The organism is Streptomyces sp. NPDC058195 (genome assembly GCF_042883525.1).
In the GTDB taxonomy this organism is placed as follows: Bacteria; Actinomycetota; Actinomycetes; order Streptomycetales; family Streptomycetaceae; genus Streptomyces.
This window is the reverse complement of record NZ_JBHVVM010000022.1, coordinates 93,018-108,291: the sequence shown is the minus strand read 5'-3', so window position 1 is coordinate 108,291 and position 15,274 is coordinate 93,018. Positions and strand designations below refer to the sequence as shown.

Below are 15,274 nucleotides of genomic sequence, written 5' to 3'. Positions count from 1 at the left end.
CTCCTCACTGGCCTGTCGCGGCTTGGTCTTGACGGTTGCGCAGCGCCGTCACGAGGAGGGCGAGCGCGGCGGACACCACCATCAGGAACACCGCCTGCGCGGTCGCGTACCCGACCTTGGTGCCCTCGAAGGACCGGGCGAGAATGAGGTACGTGAACGTCTGCGTCGAGCCGGCCGGTCCGCCGCCGGTGAGGCTGACCACGATGTCGTACGCCCGGATGAGGCCCACCAGGTTCAGTACCGTCGCCACGGTCACCACGGGCGCGATCATGGGGATCACGACCCGGGTGTTGATCTGCCGCCTGGACGCCCCGTCGAGCGCCGCGGCCTCCAGCAGCTCGGCGGGCACCGTCTGCAGGGCGGCCACGAACAGCACCACGTTGAAGCCGAACCCGGCCCACACGATCACGGCGATCAGCGAGATCAGCGCGAACTTCTCGTCGAACAGGAAGCCGATCGGCTCGATCCCGAACTTCGCCAGGGTGTTGTTGATGGCGCCGTTGGTGCCGAGGATCGCCGCCCACAGATAGCCCAGGATCAGTGCGCTGATGACGTGCGGGAAGTACGCGACGGCCCGGAAGAACGAGTTGGCGCGTGAGCGGCCCTTGAGCGCGAGCGCGTACACCAGGCCCAGGCCCACCATGAGCACGGTGCCCGCCACCGCGATCAGCCCGGTCACGTACCAGGCGTCCGAGGAACTCGGGTCGTCGAACAGGTGCTTGTAGTTGTCGATCCCGATGAACGCCGCGGTGGAGAAGCCGTCCCAGTCGGTGAGGCTGAGGTAGACCGCGACGCCCACCGGTACGACGGTCATCACCGTGTAGAGCAGGACGGCGGGACCGATCATCCCCAGGGAGACGGCCGACTCCCGCAGCCGCGCCCGGCGTTGCTGCTTGAGGCCTGAGTTCAGCCCTGCGAGTTCCACCACTTGTCCAATCCATTGGCGGCGTCCTCGGGGGACGATCCCGTGTACAGGGACTGGACCTGCTTGTTGAGCTCGTCGCTGAACCCGGCGACGGGCTGGCGGTCACCGGACTTCACGAACACCGAGGGTGCCTTGTCCAGGATCTGCTGTACGGAGGTGCCGAGGCTGGACATCTTGTACGTGAAGCCGCTGCGCAGGTTGCCGTCCGAGGCGAGCTGGCTCTTGATGGCCTCCGGGTCGGTGGTCGCCCACTTCACGAACTCGATGGCCTCGGCCTTGTGGCGGGACTTGTTCACCACGACGTACGGGTTGGACATGTTGCCGAACTGGCCGGACGGGTAGGCGCCGTCGGTCGGCATGGTGAACACACCGATCTCGTCGCTCTTCTTCGCGGCGTCCGCGGCCGGCACGAAGTACGACCCCATGATGTACATCGCGGACTTGCCGTTCAGGAAGTTCGTCTGGCCGTCCGCGTAGGTGAGGCCGAGCGCGCTCTTCTCCAGGTAGCCCTTGTCGATCCAGTTCTTGTACTGCTGGAAGTAGGCCAGGTAGCCGCTCTTGGCGAAGGAGTTCTTGCCGTCGTTGCGCTTGGCGGTCCAGTCCGGGTCGCCGGTGAGCACACCCGCGTCGGCCATCATGGTGAACTGCGATCCGGTGACCCACTGACCGGAGGTCTGCAGGGGCTTGTAGCCGGCCTTCTTCAGATCACTCATGGCCGTGGTGAACTGCGCCATCGTCCGGATCCCGGCGGCATCCACGCCCGCCTTCTCGAACGCGGCCTTGTTGTAGAAGACGAGGGACTGGATCTGCTCGCCGACACCGGCCACATAGCGCTTGCCGTCCAGGGCGTACTGCTCGGCCAGCGGGGTCTTGGCGGCCCAGTCCTGGTCGGACAGGTCCGCGAAGAGCTGCGCGGTCTCGGCACTGGGAATGATCTGCTGGGCGACGTCCGGCGGGTCTCCCGCGGCCAGGTCCTGCCGGAGCTTGGCGTCGGCCGAGATCGTGCCGGTGAGTTCGAGCTTGATCTTCACGCCGGAGTGGGTCTTCTCGTACCTGGCGAAAAGGTCGTTCCAGTACTTCTCGGTCAGGTTCGGCGTGATGTTCACGATGACGCGGAGGGTCGTGCCCTCCGAGGCCTGGTCGGATCCGCCGCCGCAGGCGACGGCGGAGACCATCACCAAGGGAGCCAAGGCGAGTCCGCAGGTACGGCGCCACACTGTTTTCATGGGACACGCTCCGTTGCGTAGTCGTGAATAATCGATAGGTGATATTCAGCCGCGGAGCCCCTGGTGGAGCGGCGGCGGGGTCCGCGGGCGTTCCTGGAGGTGGAACGCCCGGCGGGGGTGGTGCGATGCGATGAGATGGAGGCGGGTGAGGCCCTCGCCTCTGTGTCTATCGTCTATCGATTGCTGATGCTAGGGGTGGCACTCCGCTTCTTCAAGAGTGCTGCCGCAAACCTCTGCGGTCGGTTTTTGATACTCCGGCCGACCGGGGCCGTACGGCAACCACCGCACGGCGAAACGGCCTTGGGGTGCGGGGGCGCGCACCATGAGCGTCAGCCGGCTCAGATGATCACCCCAACTCTGTTTCAGCAGCGGGTCGTCGAGTGCCCTGCGTACGACGCGGACGTCCGCGTGGAGCGGGTTCCAGCGCAGCATCAGGCCGTGGTCCCCGGACGCGGTGACGGTGGCCCAGCCGTCCCCGTACGTGACCTCACCGGCCAGCACGTGATGGAGCGCCACGTCGGTGCCGACGCCCTCCCACCGGTCCTCGACGCTCACCTGCGCGTCCGCCTCCCCGTCGGCCCGCAGCAGGCGGACCGTGCGGTGCCAGCGGGTGAGCGCGCCGGGCGGATAGGCCCCGCCGATCTCCGCGGTCATCCCGGCTCCGTCTGGGCCGAGTTCGACGCGTACGTCCCCGGCCCGGTGGGCGGGGCCCGGCTGCTGCGGGGCGCCCGGCTCGGGGACGTTGTGCCAGGAGCTCTGGAACGGCCAGTCGGCGTAGCGGTCCGGCCCGAAGGTCCGGGCGGTGTACGTGGGACGGCCGACGTCCACGACCAGGGGCCGCCCGTCCACTGCCACCCAGTAGCTGCCGACGTCCAGGTGATTGTGGTGCTCGTCGTTGTGCCCGGCCTTCACGGCGACCGCGATCCCCTCGGTGCTCGCCGCCTTCTCCCGGGCCAGCAGGATCTGGAGCCGGGGGAGCCAGGTGTGCGCGGCCAGCCAGGGCGTTGCGGGCCCGGCCGCGTGGAGGCCCGGCGCGTCACAGGCCGGTACGTCGGCCACGACCGCGCGGCACCAGCGCGCGTCGGCCAGTGCGGTCAGGGCCCGGCCGAGCCCGGCGCGCGGCGGCGCGGCGTCGCGCTGCCGGCGGGCCCCGGCCAGGGCGTGGGCCGCCGTGGCCGGCTGCCCGAGCCGCAGTCCCCAGCGGAAGGGGACCTGCCAGGGCTGTCCGGCGGCGAGCCGGGCCGGGGCGTCGCCCACGTTCACGTACCAGTCATCGCCGAAGTGCATGCGCTGCGGGTACTTCAGCAGTTCGCCCAGGAGCGGCAGCCGCCGGGCGTCCAGGGCGGGCCCGCCCACCCCGGCCAGCAGGTCGAGGATCTCCAGCAGCCGGCAGGCCCCCGCCCACCAGTAGGCGATTCCCTCGTCGATCCCGCCGTCGTCGGGGAGCGTGAGGACGTAGTGGTCCAGGCCCGCCACGATCAGGCGTACCAGCCGGGCCCGCCGGGCGTCGTCCTCGCAGAGCAGCAGCGCGGCGCAGAGCACGGCGCCGTGAATCCATGGATTCCAGTTGTTGGCGTTGCCCTCGGTGCCGATCCAGCGCCAGTCCCGGCGGCGTTCGAAGGGCGCCAGCACCCGGTGCTCCACCTCGCGGCGCAGCCGCCGCCGGAGCCCCGGCATCCGGCGGTCGAGACGGGGGCCCAGGACGTGGTCCGCCCAGGCGAGGAGCGAGCCGGCCTCGGCGGCCCCCAGGTCGAGAAAGGGATCGTCCGGATCGGGCACCAGCTCACCGCGCTGTGCCGCGAAGCGGTCGTGCGGCGCCCAGCACCACGTACTGGCCTCGGCGAAGGACACCAGCCCGTCGATCGCGGCATCCAGGAACGGGCAGGCCCCGGGGGCCTCGGCGGCCCCGGCCGACTCGTCGGCCAGCACCGCCGCCAGCACCAGCAGCGACACCCGTTCCTGCAGCGCCCACGCGGCGTCCTCGTACGTGCCGCGGTCCCCGTCCCGCAGGGCGCGGGCCCACGCTCCGGCGGGCAGCCGTGGTTCCGGCCGCCCGAGCTCCGTCTCCGCGTCGGCCAGCACCCGCTCCCGTATCTCCCGCGGAACCGCGTCCCACACCTCGCGGCGGGTGATGTCCGGCACCCCCGTCCGGGCGGCCGGGGTACCGAGCAGCCGTGCCAGCCCGGCCTCGTCCGCGGCTCCGAGCACCGCCGCGAGGCAGGTGCCCAGCGGCCCCGTGGCGGGGCTCACCGCTCCCCGTCCAGCTCCAGCTCGATCACCGGAAGCAGCACATCGGGCCGGGTGATCGGCAGGGTCAGGGTCAGCGTCCCGGCGGGCTGGTCCGGCGGCGCGAGGTTGTTGTGCTCGTGCCGCGCACCGTCCAGCTCCTGGAAGCGGATCTCCGACCCGTCGTGCAGGAGCTGGGCGTACCGCACCCGCCCGGCCAGCCCCGGCAGATGGAGGTGCTTGAGCGGCCAGGCCAGCAGATGCAGGTAGAGCCGGTTGCCGGACTGTGTGTACAGGGCGTTCGCGGGCGGCCGGAACGCGCTCGGCCCCGCGCCGTGCACGGAGCGCGCGTGCAGCGCGGTCCACTCGCCGATCGTCCCGAGCGTGGCGCGGGCCCGGGGGTCCAGGGCGCCGCGGCCGGTCGGACCGACGTTCAGGATCAGATTGCCGCCGCAGGCGACGGATTCCACCAGCATCCGGACCAGCAGCGCGGGGTCCTTGTAGTCCTGGTTGTCCCGGTCGTATCCCCACGAACCGTTCAGCGTGTGGCAGGCCTCCCACCGCACCCGCTCGCCGCCGCGCTCCAGCGGCCGGTCCGGCTGGTACTGCTCGGGCGTCACATAGTCACCGGGGATGCCCAGCCGGTCGTTGACGAGGATGCCCGGCCGCAGCTCCTTCGCCAGCGCCATCAGCCGCTCCGCACCCCATTCCGCGGGCCCCTTCTCCGGATAGCTGAAGTCGAAGAACAGCAGGTCGATCTCGCCGTACCCGGTGAGGAGTTCACGGATCTGCCCCTCCATGTACGTCCGGTAGCCGGCCATGTCGCGGGGTTCGTCCCGCGCCTCGGTGCCGCGCAGCGGATGGTGCTCGTCCACCGGGAAGCCGGGGTGGTGCCAGTCGAGCAGCGAGTAGTACAGACCGACCCGCAGCCCCTCGGCGCGCATCGCGTCGACGAACTCGCGCACCAGGTCGCGGCCGGTCGCCCGGACCGAGGTGTAGTCGGTGAGCGCCGAGTCGAACAGGCAGAAACCGTCGTGGTGCTTGGTGGTCAGCACCGCGTACCGCATGCCCGACTCCCGGGTCGTACGGGCGAGTTGCCGGGCGTCGAAGAGGTCGGGATCGAAGCGGTGCAGATAACGGTCGTACTCCTGCTGCGACATGGCCTCCCGGCTGCGCACCCACTCGTGCCGGGCGGCGAGGCTGTACAGGCCGAAATGGACGAACAGCCCGAAGCGTGCCGCCTCGAACCAGCCGTCGGAGTCGGGGATATGAGGGGAAGCACCGGTCACGGAAGGCTCCTCACGCATTGACATCACTAATCGATTGGCTGTTATCTACCATCGATAGGCGATGATGTCACTGGCGTTGCGTGCGGCGAGCACGCGGAAGGGCACGGGCATGCACCCGATTCGGGACCAGGAAGCGCCGTCGGCGGGGGAGACCCGCAGCAACGGGAAGGAACGGACCCGTAGTTACGAGTCGATGCGAGCGCCGGTCCACACCTCGGACTACGTACGGCCCACCGCACAGATGGTGGACGCGCTCAAGAACGTGAGCGCCGCGACGGCCTGCGCGAAGCTGCATCAGGCGGGGATCACCCGGACCTTCATCGACGGCCCGGTGCCGCTGCACCGCGATCCGGATGTCAAGATCACTGGCGGCGCCGTGACCCTCCAGTTCCTGCCGCAGCGCGAGGACGTCTTCAACGGCGCGGAGCAGGAGGACATCGAGCGCAAGACCGCGCTGTGGGGCGTCCTCGAATCCATCCAGCCCGGGGACGTGCTGGTCGTCTCCGCCTACGGCAGCCATTTCACCGGCTGCCTCGGCGACATGCTGGTGCGGTACTTCAAGCTGCGCGGCGGCGCGGGAATCGTGGTGGACGGCCGGGTGCGGGACGCCGCCCGGATCCGTGCCCTCGGCGTGCCCGTCTGGTGCACCGGGGTCACCCCGCACTACGCCTCGCAGACCGACCTGTTCCCGTCCGCGTTCAATGTGCCCGTCGGGGTCGGCGGCTCCCTGGTGACGCCCGGCGACCTGATCGTCGCCGACGAGGACGGCGCCGTGGTCGTCCCGCAGCAGAACGCGATCCCGCTCGCCGAGGACTCCCTGCTGCACCAGGACCGCGAGGAGTTCGCCCGCCGCCGCCTCGACGAGGGCGGACGCCTCTCCGACTACTACCCGCTCACCGGCGAGGGCCTGACCGAGTACCTGGCGAGCCGCCCCGCCACCTGATCCCCGCCCGGGAGCGGGCGCGACGCCGGTGGGCGGTCCCCGGGTCGCGCCTTCCCCGGCGCGTCGGCACGGTGCCGCGCCGCCGCCCGGCAGCGCGGGTCATCCGGTGCTCTACGCGCACGATGTCCTGACCGCCGCCCGGGACTTCCCCCGGCTGAAGCCCGGTGGCGCGGCCCGTGAGCACAGCGCCGGGCTCCCCTTCCCGCGTCAGCTGTCCGTCCCGTTCGAGCACGGCGGCTGGCGGATGCGCCGCGGCACCTTCAACCCGCGCTTGGCCACGGTGCGCGCCGGTCTCCGCGGGAACGTCGGCGACCGCACCGGGCTCCCGAACGAAAGCGCGGGTCCGCCGGCCAGGCCCCGCGCCCAGGTGCGCCAGGACCCGGTTGGGCAGCCTGGAGCGGCGATCGCGGCCCGCGACCACGTACGCCCACGCGCCTCGCTCCTGGCGGAGATTCCGCTCCGTCTCGACGCGGACGGCTGCGCCCGCGAGCCGGCTGCGTTCCGCCCGCCGACGAGGCACGCACCCTGGAGCGCGCGCTCGGCGGACCGTCCCCGGGTGGCGGCTCCGGCTCCTCGGGATGACCCGGGCGCGCGCGTCCCGCCGTGGTCCCGGCCCCGTCCCCGGCAAGACGCGCCCGGCCCCTACTCGGTGCGCAGGGCCGTGGCGGTCCGGGACCGGGCGGCCCAGGTGCCGGGCAGGAGCGCGCCGAGGACGGCGATGAGCAGGCCGCCGAGCGTGAGGGGGAGGAGCTCGGCGGTGTGGTAGACGGCGAGGACGGAGCGGGGGAGGCGCAGCCCGGCGCCGTCACCCATCGCGGGCATGACCCAGTGGTGCAGCGCCACGCCGAGCGGCACGCCCAGCGCACCGGCGGCCAGCCCGGTCACGACGACCGAGGTCACGACCATGGTGAGGGTCTGCCGGGGCGTCATGCCGAGCGCCTTGTGGATCCCGATCTCCCGGACCCGCTCGCGGGTGTCGAGCAGGACGCCATTGAGCACACCGAGCGCCGCGACGGCGACGAGCATCAGGGTGAGGAGCGCGGACAGCGCGTTGAGCGTGACGACCATGTCGCTGTCCGCACCGGGTCCGCCGGCCTGGGCGGTGGCTCCCAGCGGCGCCAGGTCCTCGTTCAGCGCGTCGACGTAGCGGGCGACGTCGGTGCCCGGTCTGACCGCGATGTGATGGCTCGTCCGCGTCGGGCCGGGACGTGCGGCCGCCAGGGCCGAGGCATCGGTGAAGACCTGCATCCCGTCGTTGCGGGGGTCCAGGACCTCCCCGACGATCCGCACCGCGACCGGAGCGGCCAGGCCGCTCAGGGTGATGGTGTCGCCGATCCGGACTCCGGCGGCGGAGAGGAGCCCGCTCGGAACAGCGGCTTCTCCGGGTCCGCCGATCCAGCGGCCCGAGACCATGGTGTACCCGCCCCAGGAGGCGTCGCCGGTGAAGGCGACCACATGGACGGTGCCGGTGAGGCCGGACACGGACGCCGCTGTCGTCGCGGCGCTGTAGTGCTTCGCGGTCCCGGCGGCGGCTTCGACGGCCGCGGCGACCGCCGCGGGATCGGCCTGGGGCCGCTGCCTGGCCCCGGGGACGAAGTCAGGCGCGGGCACAGTGACATCGGCGGCATCGTGGGCCTTGGCCTTCATCACCTGGCCGAGCGAAGCACCCAGCCCGACGGTGAAGGTGACGGCGGCGGCGCCGAACAGAACCGCCGTGCCCATGGCCAGCGCGCGGGCCGGCCGCGCGAAGGGCCGGGCCAGCCCCAGGGCGACCGGCCGCGGCAGCGGCAGCCGTGCGGCGGTCCGGGCCGCCCACCGCCCCCGCTCCGCCGAAGCCGTACGCCCCACGGCGAGCGCGTCGACCGTGCGCAGCCGTCCGGCCCGCCCGGCACTCGCCCACGCGGTCCCCGCCACCAGGCACAGCACCCCGGCGGCCACCGCCAGGTCGACCCAGGGCGTGATGGCCAGGGGCGTAGTGCCGTAGACGTCCCCGGTCTCGGCCAGCACCGGCACCGCGAGCAGGTGGCCGACGAGCACACCGAGCCCCGTGCCGGCCGCGGCCGGGATCAGCGCCTGGCCCACATAGGCCCGTACGACCTGGGCCGGAGTGAGGCCGACGGCCTTGAGGATGCCGATCCGGCGCCTCCCGGTCCCCACGGCCGAGGCGACGACATTGCCGACGATGAGGACCGACATGACCAGGCCGAGGACACCGAACGCCATGAGGAACGGCACGTAGAGAGCGGTGTCGCGCTCGGCACTCCTCCTGACGGTGAGCCAGGACCGCTCGCCGACGGCCGCGCCTTCGGGCAGGGACGCCGTCACGGTCCTGGTGCCCGCGTCGATCCGTGCGTCGGTGTCCGCGGCCGTGAAGCGGTAGAGCATCTGGTAGCCGCCGCTGCCGGGCGCGGTGAGCGCGGGCATCTGCGACGGTGCGACCCAGGCGTCGGCAGTGCCCGTGACCGAGCGGGCCACCCCCACCACCGTCAGCGCCGGGCCGCCCGGCGGACGGGCGAGGGCGAGCTTCCTGCCCAGGGTCGGGATCACCGGGGAGTCCGCGGAGAGCACGATCTCACCGGTGCGGACCGCCCACCGCCCGTCGAGCAGCGCCACCGCGTCCACCTCCCGGCCAGGACCGCCCCGGCCGACCACGGTCATCGGCCACCCCGGACCCGCCCCGTCCGCCCGCGGTGTGACCGTCGCCGTGCGGAACGGCCCGGCCGCGGCGCTGACGCCTTTCGCGTACCCGGACTCCTCCAGCCGTCCGGCGCTCACCCCGCCCGCGTCGAACTGGACGGACAGATGCGCTCCGCGCTGCCCCTCGAAGGCGTCGTCGAAGGGCGCGCCGGAGACCACCAGCAGCGATCCGCCCAGGACGGAGGCGGCCACCGCCATCAGCGTGGTGAGCCCGATCACCAGCATCTGCACCCGGCGCCGCCCCACCCCCGCGCGCACCACCGTGCCGAGCGCGCTCATCGGACAGACTCCTCGGCGGCGGTGTGCGACCGGACGTCCTCGATGATCCGGCCGTCGGCGATCCTGACCGTACGGTGGGTGCAGGAGCGGGCCAGGGCCAGGTCGTGGGTGACGACGACGATGGTCTGGCCCTCGGCGTTGAGTTCGGCGAGCAGTCTGCTGACGTCCCGTCCCGCGGCCGTGTCCAGGGCTCCGGTCGGCTCGTCGGCCAGGAGCAGCGGCGGCCGGTTCATCAACGCCCTCGCCACCGCGACGCGTTGCCGTTCGCCGCCGGACAACCGCCCGGGGCGGGCGCGGGCGTGCCGGTCGATGCCGAGGCTCTCCAGGAGCTCCGTGGCCCGGCGGGCGGCCTCGCCGCGTGCCATGCCCGCGAGCTGGGCGGGCAGGACGACGTTGTCGGTGACGGTCAGATCGTCGAGCAGGTTGAAGAACTGGAAGACCATGCCGATCCGCGACCGCCGGTAGCGGGCCGACCCGGCCTCGCCCAGCCGGTCCACCCGGACTCCGTCCACGGTGACGGTTCCCGTGTCCGGCCGGTCCAGCCCCGCGATCAGGTTGAGCAGCGTGGACTTGCCGCTGCCGGAAGGGCCGAGGATCGCGACGGCCTCGCCGGACCGCACGGTCAGCGACGCGTCGCTCAGGGCGGGCGGGCCGTCGTCGTACCGTCGGCTCACTTCGCGCAGTTCGATCAGCGGCAGGTTCATTCATGGACTCCTTCGACACGTGCGGCCGGACCTCCCGGACGCTAGGAGCGCGCGCGCCCGGCGCGCGTCGCCCGCCCGGACCCCTTGCCGTACCGCGCCGGGACCAGCCGCCGAGACGTCATCCCCGCGACGTAGTCGCCCGGTGCAGACGAAGCGCAGGGAACAGCCGCCGGGGCGGACTCCCGGCAGGGGAGAGGGCGGCGACAATGAACCGGTGATGAACACGCGTGCGGAGCTGGAGCGGCTGTGGACCCTGGCCCGCGACACCGTGCGCGGTGCCAGGTTCCCGACCGGCCCGCCGCCCCGGCTCGGCCGCCGCGCCTGGCAGTTCGACCTTCTGCTGGCGCTGGTGCTCGGTGTCGCCACGGTCCATTACGGCATCGACAACGTCAACGTCACCGTGGTGCGCGAGATCGCACCCGGTGTCGAGTACGTCGTACCGCGCCCGGCCGGTCCCGGCGGCATGGCCCTCATGGTGGCGCTCGCGGTCGTCGCGTCGGGCGCGGTGGCCCTGCGGCGGCGCTTTCCGCTCGCCGTGCTGTGCGTCGTAACGGCCGCGGTCCTGGTCACACCGCAGAGCGTGCTGAGGCTGACGCTCTACGCATTCGTGATCGCCGTCTACAGCGCCGCCGTCCACAGCCCCTACCGGACGGCGACCCTGGCGGCCCTGCCGGTGTCGGTCCTCCTGGTCGGCCTGTCGGGGGACTCGGTCACGCCGATCGTCCCCAATGAGTACATCGTCCTGCTCATCCTGGTCCCGATGGCGGGTGCCGCCCTCGGGCTGCGGACCTGGAAGCACCGGACCGACGAAGGGCGGAGTCGGCTCGCCGCGCTGGAACGCGAACAGGCCGGGGCGCTGCGCCGGGCGGTGGCGTACGAGCGCGCGAGGATCGCCCGTGAACTGCACGACGTCGTCACCCACAACGTCAGCGTGATGGTCATCCAGGCGGGCGCGGCCCGCACCGTGATGCGGACCTCCCCCGAGCAGGCCGGTGAGGCGTTGCTGGCCGTCGAGGCCGGAGGGAGGGCGGCCATGACCGAACTGCGGCACGTCATGGGGCTGCTCACCATGACCGACGAGGGCGAACCGGCGTGCGGGGCCGGGGCTGTGGCCGAAGCGGGCGCGGAACTGGCCCCGCAGCCCGGCCTCGACCAGCTGGCCACGCTCGTCGCGGGCGTGCGGGACGCGGGCCTGCCGGTCGGACTGACCATGACCGGTGCGTCCCGGGCGATCCCGCCCGGTGTCGGACTGGCCGTCTACCGCGTGGTCCAGGAGGCGCTGACCAACACCGTGAAGCACGCGTCCGGCGCCACCGCCTCGGTGACCGTCGAACAGGGCCCCGAACGCCTCCGGGTGGAGGTCACCGACACCGGCGGACGCCCGGGTCAGGGTGCGGCGGCCGGGAGCGGCCGGGGCCTGATCGGCCTGCGCGAGCGCCTCGCCGTCTACGGCGGAACCCTGAGCAGCGGCCGCCGGATGACCGGCGGCTACCGTGTGGAAGCCCTGATCCCCCTGGAGGCGCCGTGACCGAGCAGCAGACGCGGGTGCTCCTGGCCGACGACCAGACCCTGGTGCGCACCGGATTCCGCATGATCCTCGGTGCCGGCGGCATCGAGGTCGTCGCCGAGGCGGCCAACGGGGCCGAAGCGGTCGCGGCGGTCCGCCGCACCCGCCCCGACGTGGTCCTCATGGATGTCAGGATGCCGGAGATGGACGGCCTGGAAGCCACCCGCCGCATCCTCACCGATCCACGGGCCGACCACTCCGTCCGGACGGAAGAGCCCCCGCTCCCCGGCCGGCCCCGCGTCATCATCCTGACCACCTTCGACCTCGACCGGTACGTCTACGCCGCCCTGTCCGCCGGAGCCAGCGGCTTCCTCCTCAAGGACGTCACTCCCGAGCAGCTGGTCTCGGCCGTCCGCACGGTCCGCACCGGCGACGCGCTCCTCGCCCCCGCCATCACCCGGCGCCTCGTACAGCGGTTCACCCGGCACGGCAGCGACACCGCCGGCCTCCACCGCGACCTCGCCTCGCTCACCCCGCGCGAACTGGAGGTCCTCGGCCTGCTGGCCCGAGGGCTGAGCAACACCGAACTCGCGGCCCGCCTCCACCTGGCCGAGGCTACGGTCAAGACGCACGTCGCCCGCATCCTCGCCAAGCTCAGGCTCCGTGACCGTGTTCAGGCCGTCATCGTCGCCTATGAGACCGGACTGGTCAGCGCCGGTGAGCGGGAGGCCGCCGAGCAGCCGTAGACCGAGGGAGGCCGCCGCCGTGCCCGGCCGGGGAAGCGCGGCGGTCCGGCCCCGGGAGTGGAGCCGGACCGCCGCGCCGGGGAAGTGCCCCGTGGTCAGGGGCGCCAGTCGAACGGGAAGTGCTTGCTGGACCCCCCGCGGTACTCGTGGGAGAAGTCGAACCCTTCCGCGTGGTCGCTCTCGACGACACCCCAGGTGGCGATCTGGCCGGGGCCGACCTCGGCGCCCGGAGCGTTGACCAGCTGGACACGGCGGGAGGGGTCGGCGGTGGGGCCGGTGAGGGCGGTCGCGCCGACGGAGACCGAGTCGGCGACACGGGCCCGCCAGTACGAGAGGTCCTCCGCGGCGTCGAAGTGGACCGGCGCGTACCGCACCTCGCGCAGCTCGCTGATGAGCGAGCCGAACTGCCCCGGCCAGCCACCGACATGACCGGCGAATATCTGCTCCAGCGCGTCACGCTGGGCCTGGTCGCCCTTGGCGTCGATGTAGAGCATCACCTTCATCGTGGCGTCCGGGTCGCCGACCCACATGTTCCCGGCGAACTCACCCAGCGCCACCACGCCCAGACCGTCCAGGCGTACATCCCCGAAGTGCCCCTCGTGAACCTGCCAGACGAGCGTGAAGAGGCAGTCCCCGTGGGTCGGCGCCTGGGCGAACGTGCAGGGGCAGGGCAGCGCGCAGCTGCACACGTCGAACCACTCGCCCCGCAGGTGCCAGTCGGGCAGCGTGCCGTCACCCGTGCCCGCGCGGACGACGGCGGGGGTGCTCTGCGATACGGCGGAAGTGGTGCACATAGTGGTCTCCTCCTGGATCGCTTATACCCCTAGGGGGTATCGTGGGATCAGGTTAGGGTGCGGGCGGTTCGTGCGTCAAGTACCCCCCGAGGGTATCTTGTTGGCTCTGTGGTGTCCTTCTGCCGGAGTGGGCCGGTGCCGGTTCAGAGGCCGGCCGGGGGGCGGGGGAGCGCGCCGGTGAGCGCCAGGGCGACGAGTCGTCCGGCGAAGTGTTCGTCGAGAGGTGCTCCGCTGATGAGGGCGCGGGTGAACAAGGCGCCGCTGATCGCCTCGATGACGAGGCCCGGGTCCGTGCCCGGCGCGAGTTCACCGCGCTCGACGCCCCGGCGGACCATGACGGCGCCGCGTTCGAGGCGCTCGGTCCAGTAGCCGAGGCGATGGCCGGGCAGGGTGCCGTCGCGTTCGGCACTCAGCCGCAGCAGGGCCTCGCCCTGCGCCGTCGCGAGCAGCCGGGCCAGCGCGCCGAAGTAGAGGGTGAGGTCGTCCTGGACGTGACCGGTGTCCGGCACCGGCATCGCCGCGTCGAGCTGCTCGGTCAGCGCTTCCAGGATCAGCTTCTCGCGCGATCCCCACCGCCGGTAGACGGAGGTCTCGTGGACGCCTGCCGCGCGGGCGACGGCGCCGACGGTGGTGCCGGCGAGCCCGTGCTCCGTCAGGACGTCCACGGTGGCCGAGAGGACGGCGGAGCGCATCCGGGCCCCGCGGCGGCGCAAGGGCGGTGTGTTCGGGTCGGGCGGATTCATGCTCCACCCTAACGCAGGTCCACTTGCTTTACCCGGAATGCGGACGTACGTTTCATCGCAAGGCGACTTGCGTTACGGGCCTTGAGGTCCCGGGGTCGCCGCCACGCCAAGGAGGCCTTGTCATGGAGCAGATGCTTGCCGCCCGGCTGCACGTACCCAGCCGTACGCTGCGGATCGAGGAAGTCGCGAAGCCCGCCCCCGGTCCCGGCCAGGTCCTGGTGAAGGTGGAGGCCGCGGGTGTCTGCCTGTCGGACGTCCACCTCATCGACGGCACCCTCACACCGCTGCTGCTGAGCGGTGACACGGTCACCCTGGGCCACGAGGTGTCCGGCACCATCGCGGAGACCGGGCCCGGCGTCACCCGCTGGACCCCCGGCCGACGGGTCGTGCTGTACGCGGGCGAGGTCCGCGACGGCGTCACGTACACCCGTGGCGTGGACTACGACGGCGGCTGGGCCGAGTACGCGCTCTGTGCCGAGGACGCCCTCACGGAACTCCCCGACGCCATCCCCTTCGACCAGGGCGCGATCATCCCGGACGCGGTCTCCACGCCCTGGGGCGCGATCACCGTCACGGCTGCCGTGAAGCCCGCCGAAGCCGTGGGCGTCTGGGGCGTCGGCGGACTCGGCGTCCACGCCGTCCAGCTGCTGCGGGCCGTCGGCGCGTGCCCCGTCATCGCGGTCGACCCCAACCCCACCGCCCGCGAACGCGCCCTCGCCCAGGGCGCGGACCTGGTGCTCGACTCCGGTGACCCGGCGCTGCGCGAGCGGATCGCCGCCGCCACCGGCGGCGCCGGACTCGCCGCCGCCTTCGACTTCGCCGGTGTGCCGGCCGTCCGCGAACAAGCGCTGTCGGTCCTCGCGCCCAAGGGCCGACTGGTGCTCGTGGGCCTGACCGACCAGCCGCTGACCGTCGCCGACGGCACCCGCTTCAGCTACCTCCAGCAGCGGATCCTCGGCCACTACGGCTCGGACATGCCGGTCGCCCTGCCCCAGCTGCTGACCCTGCTCCAGGGCGGCCGACTGGACTTCTCCGCGTCGATCAGCGGCGAGCTCCCGCTGGCCGGGGCCGCCGAGGCGGTGGAGCGGCTGGAGAACAAGACCGGCGATCCGATCCGGCTGATCCTGCGCCCCTGACCGGCCCCCGGCCCTCGCGGCAAGACGATTCGGTACCTCTCCTCCTCTCTCGTCATCTC

Annotated in this window: 12 protein-coding genes; 4 read left to right on the top strand and 8 right to left on the bottom strand. The window is 72.4% G+C overall.

Annotated elements, in window-relative coordinates; translation table 11 throughout:
* Nucleotides 1-4: 4 nt before the first annotated feature.
* The 4 genes from ACFVWY_RS25370 to ACFVWY_RS25355 form a co-directional block, all read right to left on the bottom strand.
* Complete coding sequence (locus ACFVWY_RS25370; protein ID WP_389876528.1) at nt 5-928, bottom strand: carbohydrate ABC transporter permease; 924 nt, start codon at nt 926-928, stop codon at nt 5-7.
* The gene (locus ACFVWY_RS25365) at nt 907-2,151 is read right to left on the bottom strand and encodes an ABC transporter substrate-binding protein (protein WP_389876526.1); all 1,245 of its coding nucleotides are present in this window, start codon (nt 2,149-2,151) and stop codon (nt 907-909) included. Before ACFVWY_RS25365 ends, ACFVWY_RS25370 begins: the two co-directional genes overlap by 22 nt.
* 189 nt (nt 2,152-2,340) lie before the next feature.
* Entirely contained in the window at nt 2,341-4,401 is a 2,061-nt protein-coding gene (locus ACFVWY_RS25360) for a heparinase (RefSeq protein WP_389876525.1), read from the bottom strand.
* A complete protein-coding gene (locus ACFVWY_RS25355; RefSeq protein WP_389876523.1) occupies nt 4,398-5,684 on the bottom strand; it encodes an alpha-L-fucosidase in 1,287 nt (428 codons plus the stop codon). Before ACFVWY_RS25355 ends, ACFVWY_RS25360 begins: the two co-directional genes overlap by 4 nt.
* 91 nt (nt 5,685-5,775) lie before the next feature.
* On the opposite strand from ACFVWY_RS25355, the gene ACFVWY_RS25350 reads away from it, so the two are divergent.
* Nucleotides 5,776-6,609: a ribonuclease activity regulator RraA gene (locus tag ACFVWY_RS25350; protein ID WP_389876521.1), complete on the top strand. Its 834-nt coding sequence runs from the start codon at nt 5,776-5,778 to the stop codon at nt 6,607-6,609.
* A 642-nt stretch (nt 6,610-7,251) separates the two neighbouring features.
* Here the strand turns inward: ACFVWY_RS25350 and ACFVWY_RS25345 are convergent.
* Both ACFVWY_RS25345 and ACFVWY_RS25340 read right to left on the bottom strand, forming a co-directional pair.
* The gene (locus ACFVWY_RS25345) at nt 7,252-9,585 is read right to left on the bottom strand and encodes an ABC transporter permease (protein ID WP_389876520.1); all 2,334 of its coding nucleotides are present in this window, start codon (nt 9,583-9,585) and stop codon (nt 7,252-7,254) included.
* Nucleotides 9,582-10,289, bottom strand: coding sequence for an ABC transporter ATP-binding protein (locus ACFVWY_RS25340; RefSeq protein WP_389876518.1), 708 nt, complete (start codon nt 10,287-10,289; stop codon nt 9,582-9,584). Before ACFVWY_RS25340 ends, ACFVWY_RS25345 begins: the two co-directional genes overlap by 4 nt.
* A 217-nt stretch (nt 10,290-10,506) precedes the next feature.
* Between ACFVWY_RS25340 and ACFVWY_RS25335 the strand changes: the two genes are divergently transcribed.
* Together ACFVWY_RS25335 and ACFVWY_RS25330 are read left to right on the top strand one after the other, a co-directional pair.
* The gene (locus ACFVWY_RS25335; RefSeq protein WP_389876569.1) at nt 10,507-11,817 is read left to right on the top strand and encodes a sensor histidine kinase; all 1,311 of its coding nucleotides are present in this window, start codon (nt 10,507-10,509) and stop codon (nt 11,815-11,817) included.
* Nucleotides 11,814-12,542, top strand: coding sequence for a response regulator (locus tag ACFVWY_RS25330; protein WP_389876517.1), 729 nt, complete (start codon nt 11,814-11,816; stop codon nt 12,540-12,542). The genes ACFVWY_RS25335 and ACFVWY_RS25330 overlap by 4 nt, the downstream gene beginning before the upstream one ends.
* Before the next feature lie 95 nt (nt 12,543-12,637).
* Here ACFVWY_RS25330 and ACFVWY_RS25325 read toward each other — a convergent pair whose 3' ends face one another.
* Nucleotides 12,638-13,336 carry a DUF1326 domain-containing protein gene (locus tag ACFVWY_RS25325; RefSeq protein ID WP_389876515.1) on the bottom strand — a complete coding sequence of 233 codons (699 nt, stop codon included), beginning with the start codon at nt 13,334-13,336 and terminating at the stop codon, nt 12,638-12,640.
* A gap of 143 nt (nt 13,337-13,479) precedes the next feature.
* Nucleotides 13,480-14,079 carry a TetR/AcrR family transcriptional regulator gene (locus ACFVWY_RS25320; protein ID WP_389876514.1) on the bottom strand — a complete coding sequence of 200 codons (600 nt, stop codon included), beginning with the start codon at nt 14,077-14,079 and terminating at the stop codon, nt 13,480-13,482.
* A gap of 122 nt (nt 14,080-14,201) precedes the next feature.
* Between ACFVWY_RS25320 and ACFVWY_RS25315 the strand changes: the two genes are divergently transcribed.
* Nucleotides 14,202-15,215 (top strand): zinc-binding dehydrogenase, encoded by a 1,014-nt coding sequence (locus tag ACFVWY_RS25315; RefSeq protein WP_389876512.1) that lies wholly within the window; start codon nt 14,202-14,204, stop codon nt 15,213-15,215.
* The last annotated feature ends 59 nt before the right edge of the window (nt 15,216-15,274 follow it).

Coding starts and splice junctions, on each gene's coding strand:
- ACFVWY_RS25365 (WP_389876526.1), bottom strand. CDS start 2,151: ATGAAAACAGTGTGGCGCCGTACCTGCGGACTCGCCTTGGCTCCCTTG.
- ACFVWY_RS25345 (WP_389876520.1), bottom strand. CDS start 9,585: ATGAGCGCGCTCGGCACGGTGGTGCGCGCGGGGGTGGGGCGGCGCCGG.
- ACFVWY_RS25320 (WP_389876514.1), bottom strand. CDS start 14,079: ATGAATCCGCCCGACCCGAACACACCGCCCTTGCGCCGCCGCGGGGCC.
- ACFVWY_RS25325 (WP_389876515.1), bottom strand. CDS start 13,336: ATGTGCACCACTTCCGCCGTATCGCAGAGCACCCCCGCCGTCGTCCGC.
- ACFVWY_RS25355 (WP_389876523.1), bottom strand. CDS start 5,684: ATGCGTGAGGAGCCTTCCGTGACCGGTGCTTCCCCTCATATCCCCGAC.
- ACFVWY_RS25315 (WP_389876512.1), top strand. CDS start 14,202: ATGGAGCAGATGCTTGCCGCCCGGCTGCACGTACCCAGCCGTACGCTG.
- ACFVWY_RS25340 (WP_389876518.1), bottom strand. CDS start 10,289: ATGAACCTGCCGCTGATCGAACTGCGCGAAGTGAGCCGACGGTACGAC.
- ACFVWY_RS25350 (WP_389876521.1), top strand. CDS start 5,776: ATGCACCCGATTCGGGACCAGGAAGCGCCGTCGGCGGGGGAGACCCGC.
- ACFVWY_RS25335 (WP_389876569.1), top strand. CDS start 10,507: ATGAACACGCGTGCGGAGCTGGAGCGGCTGTGGACCCTGGCCCGCGAC.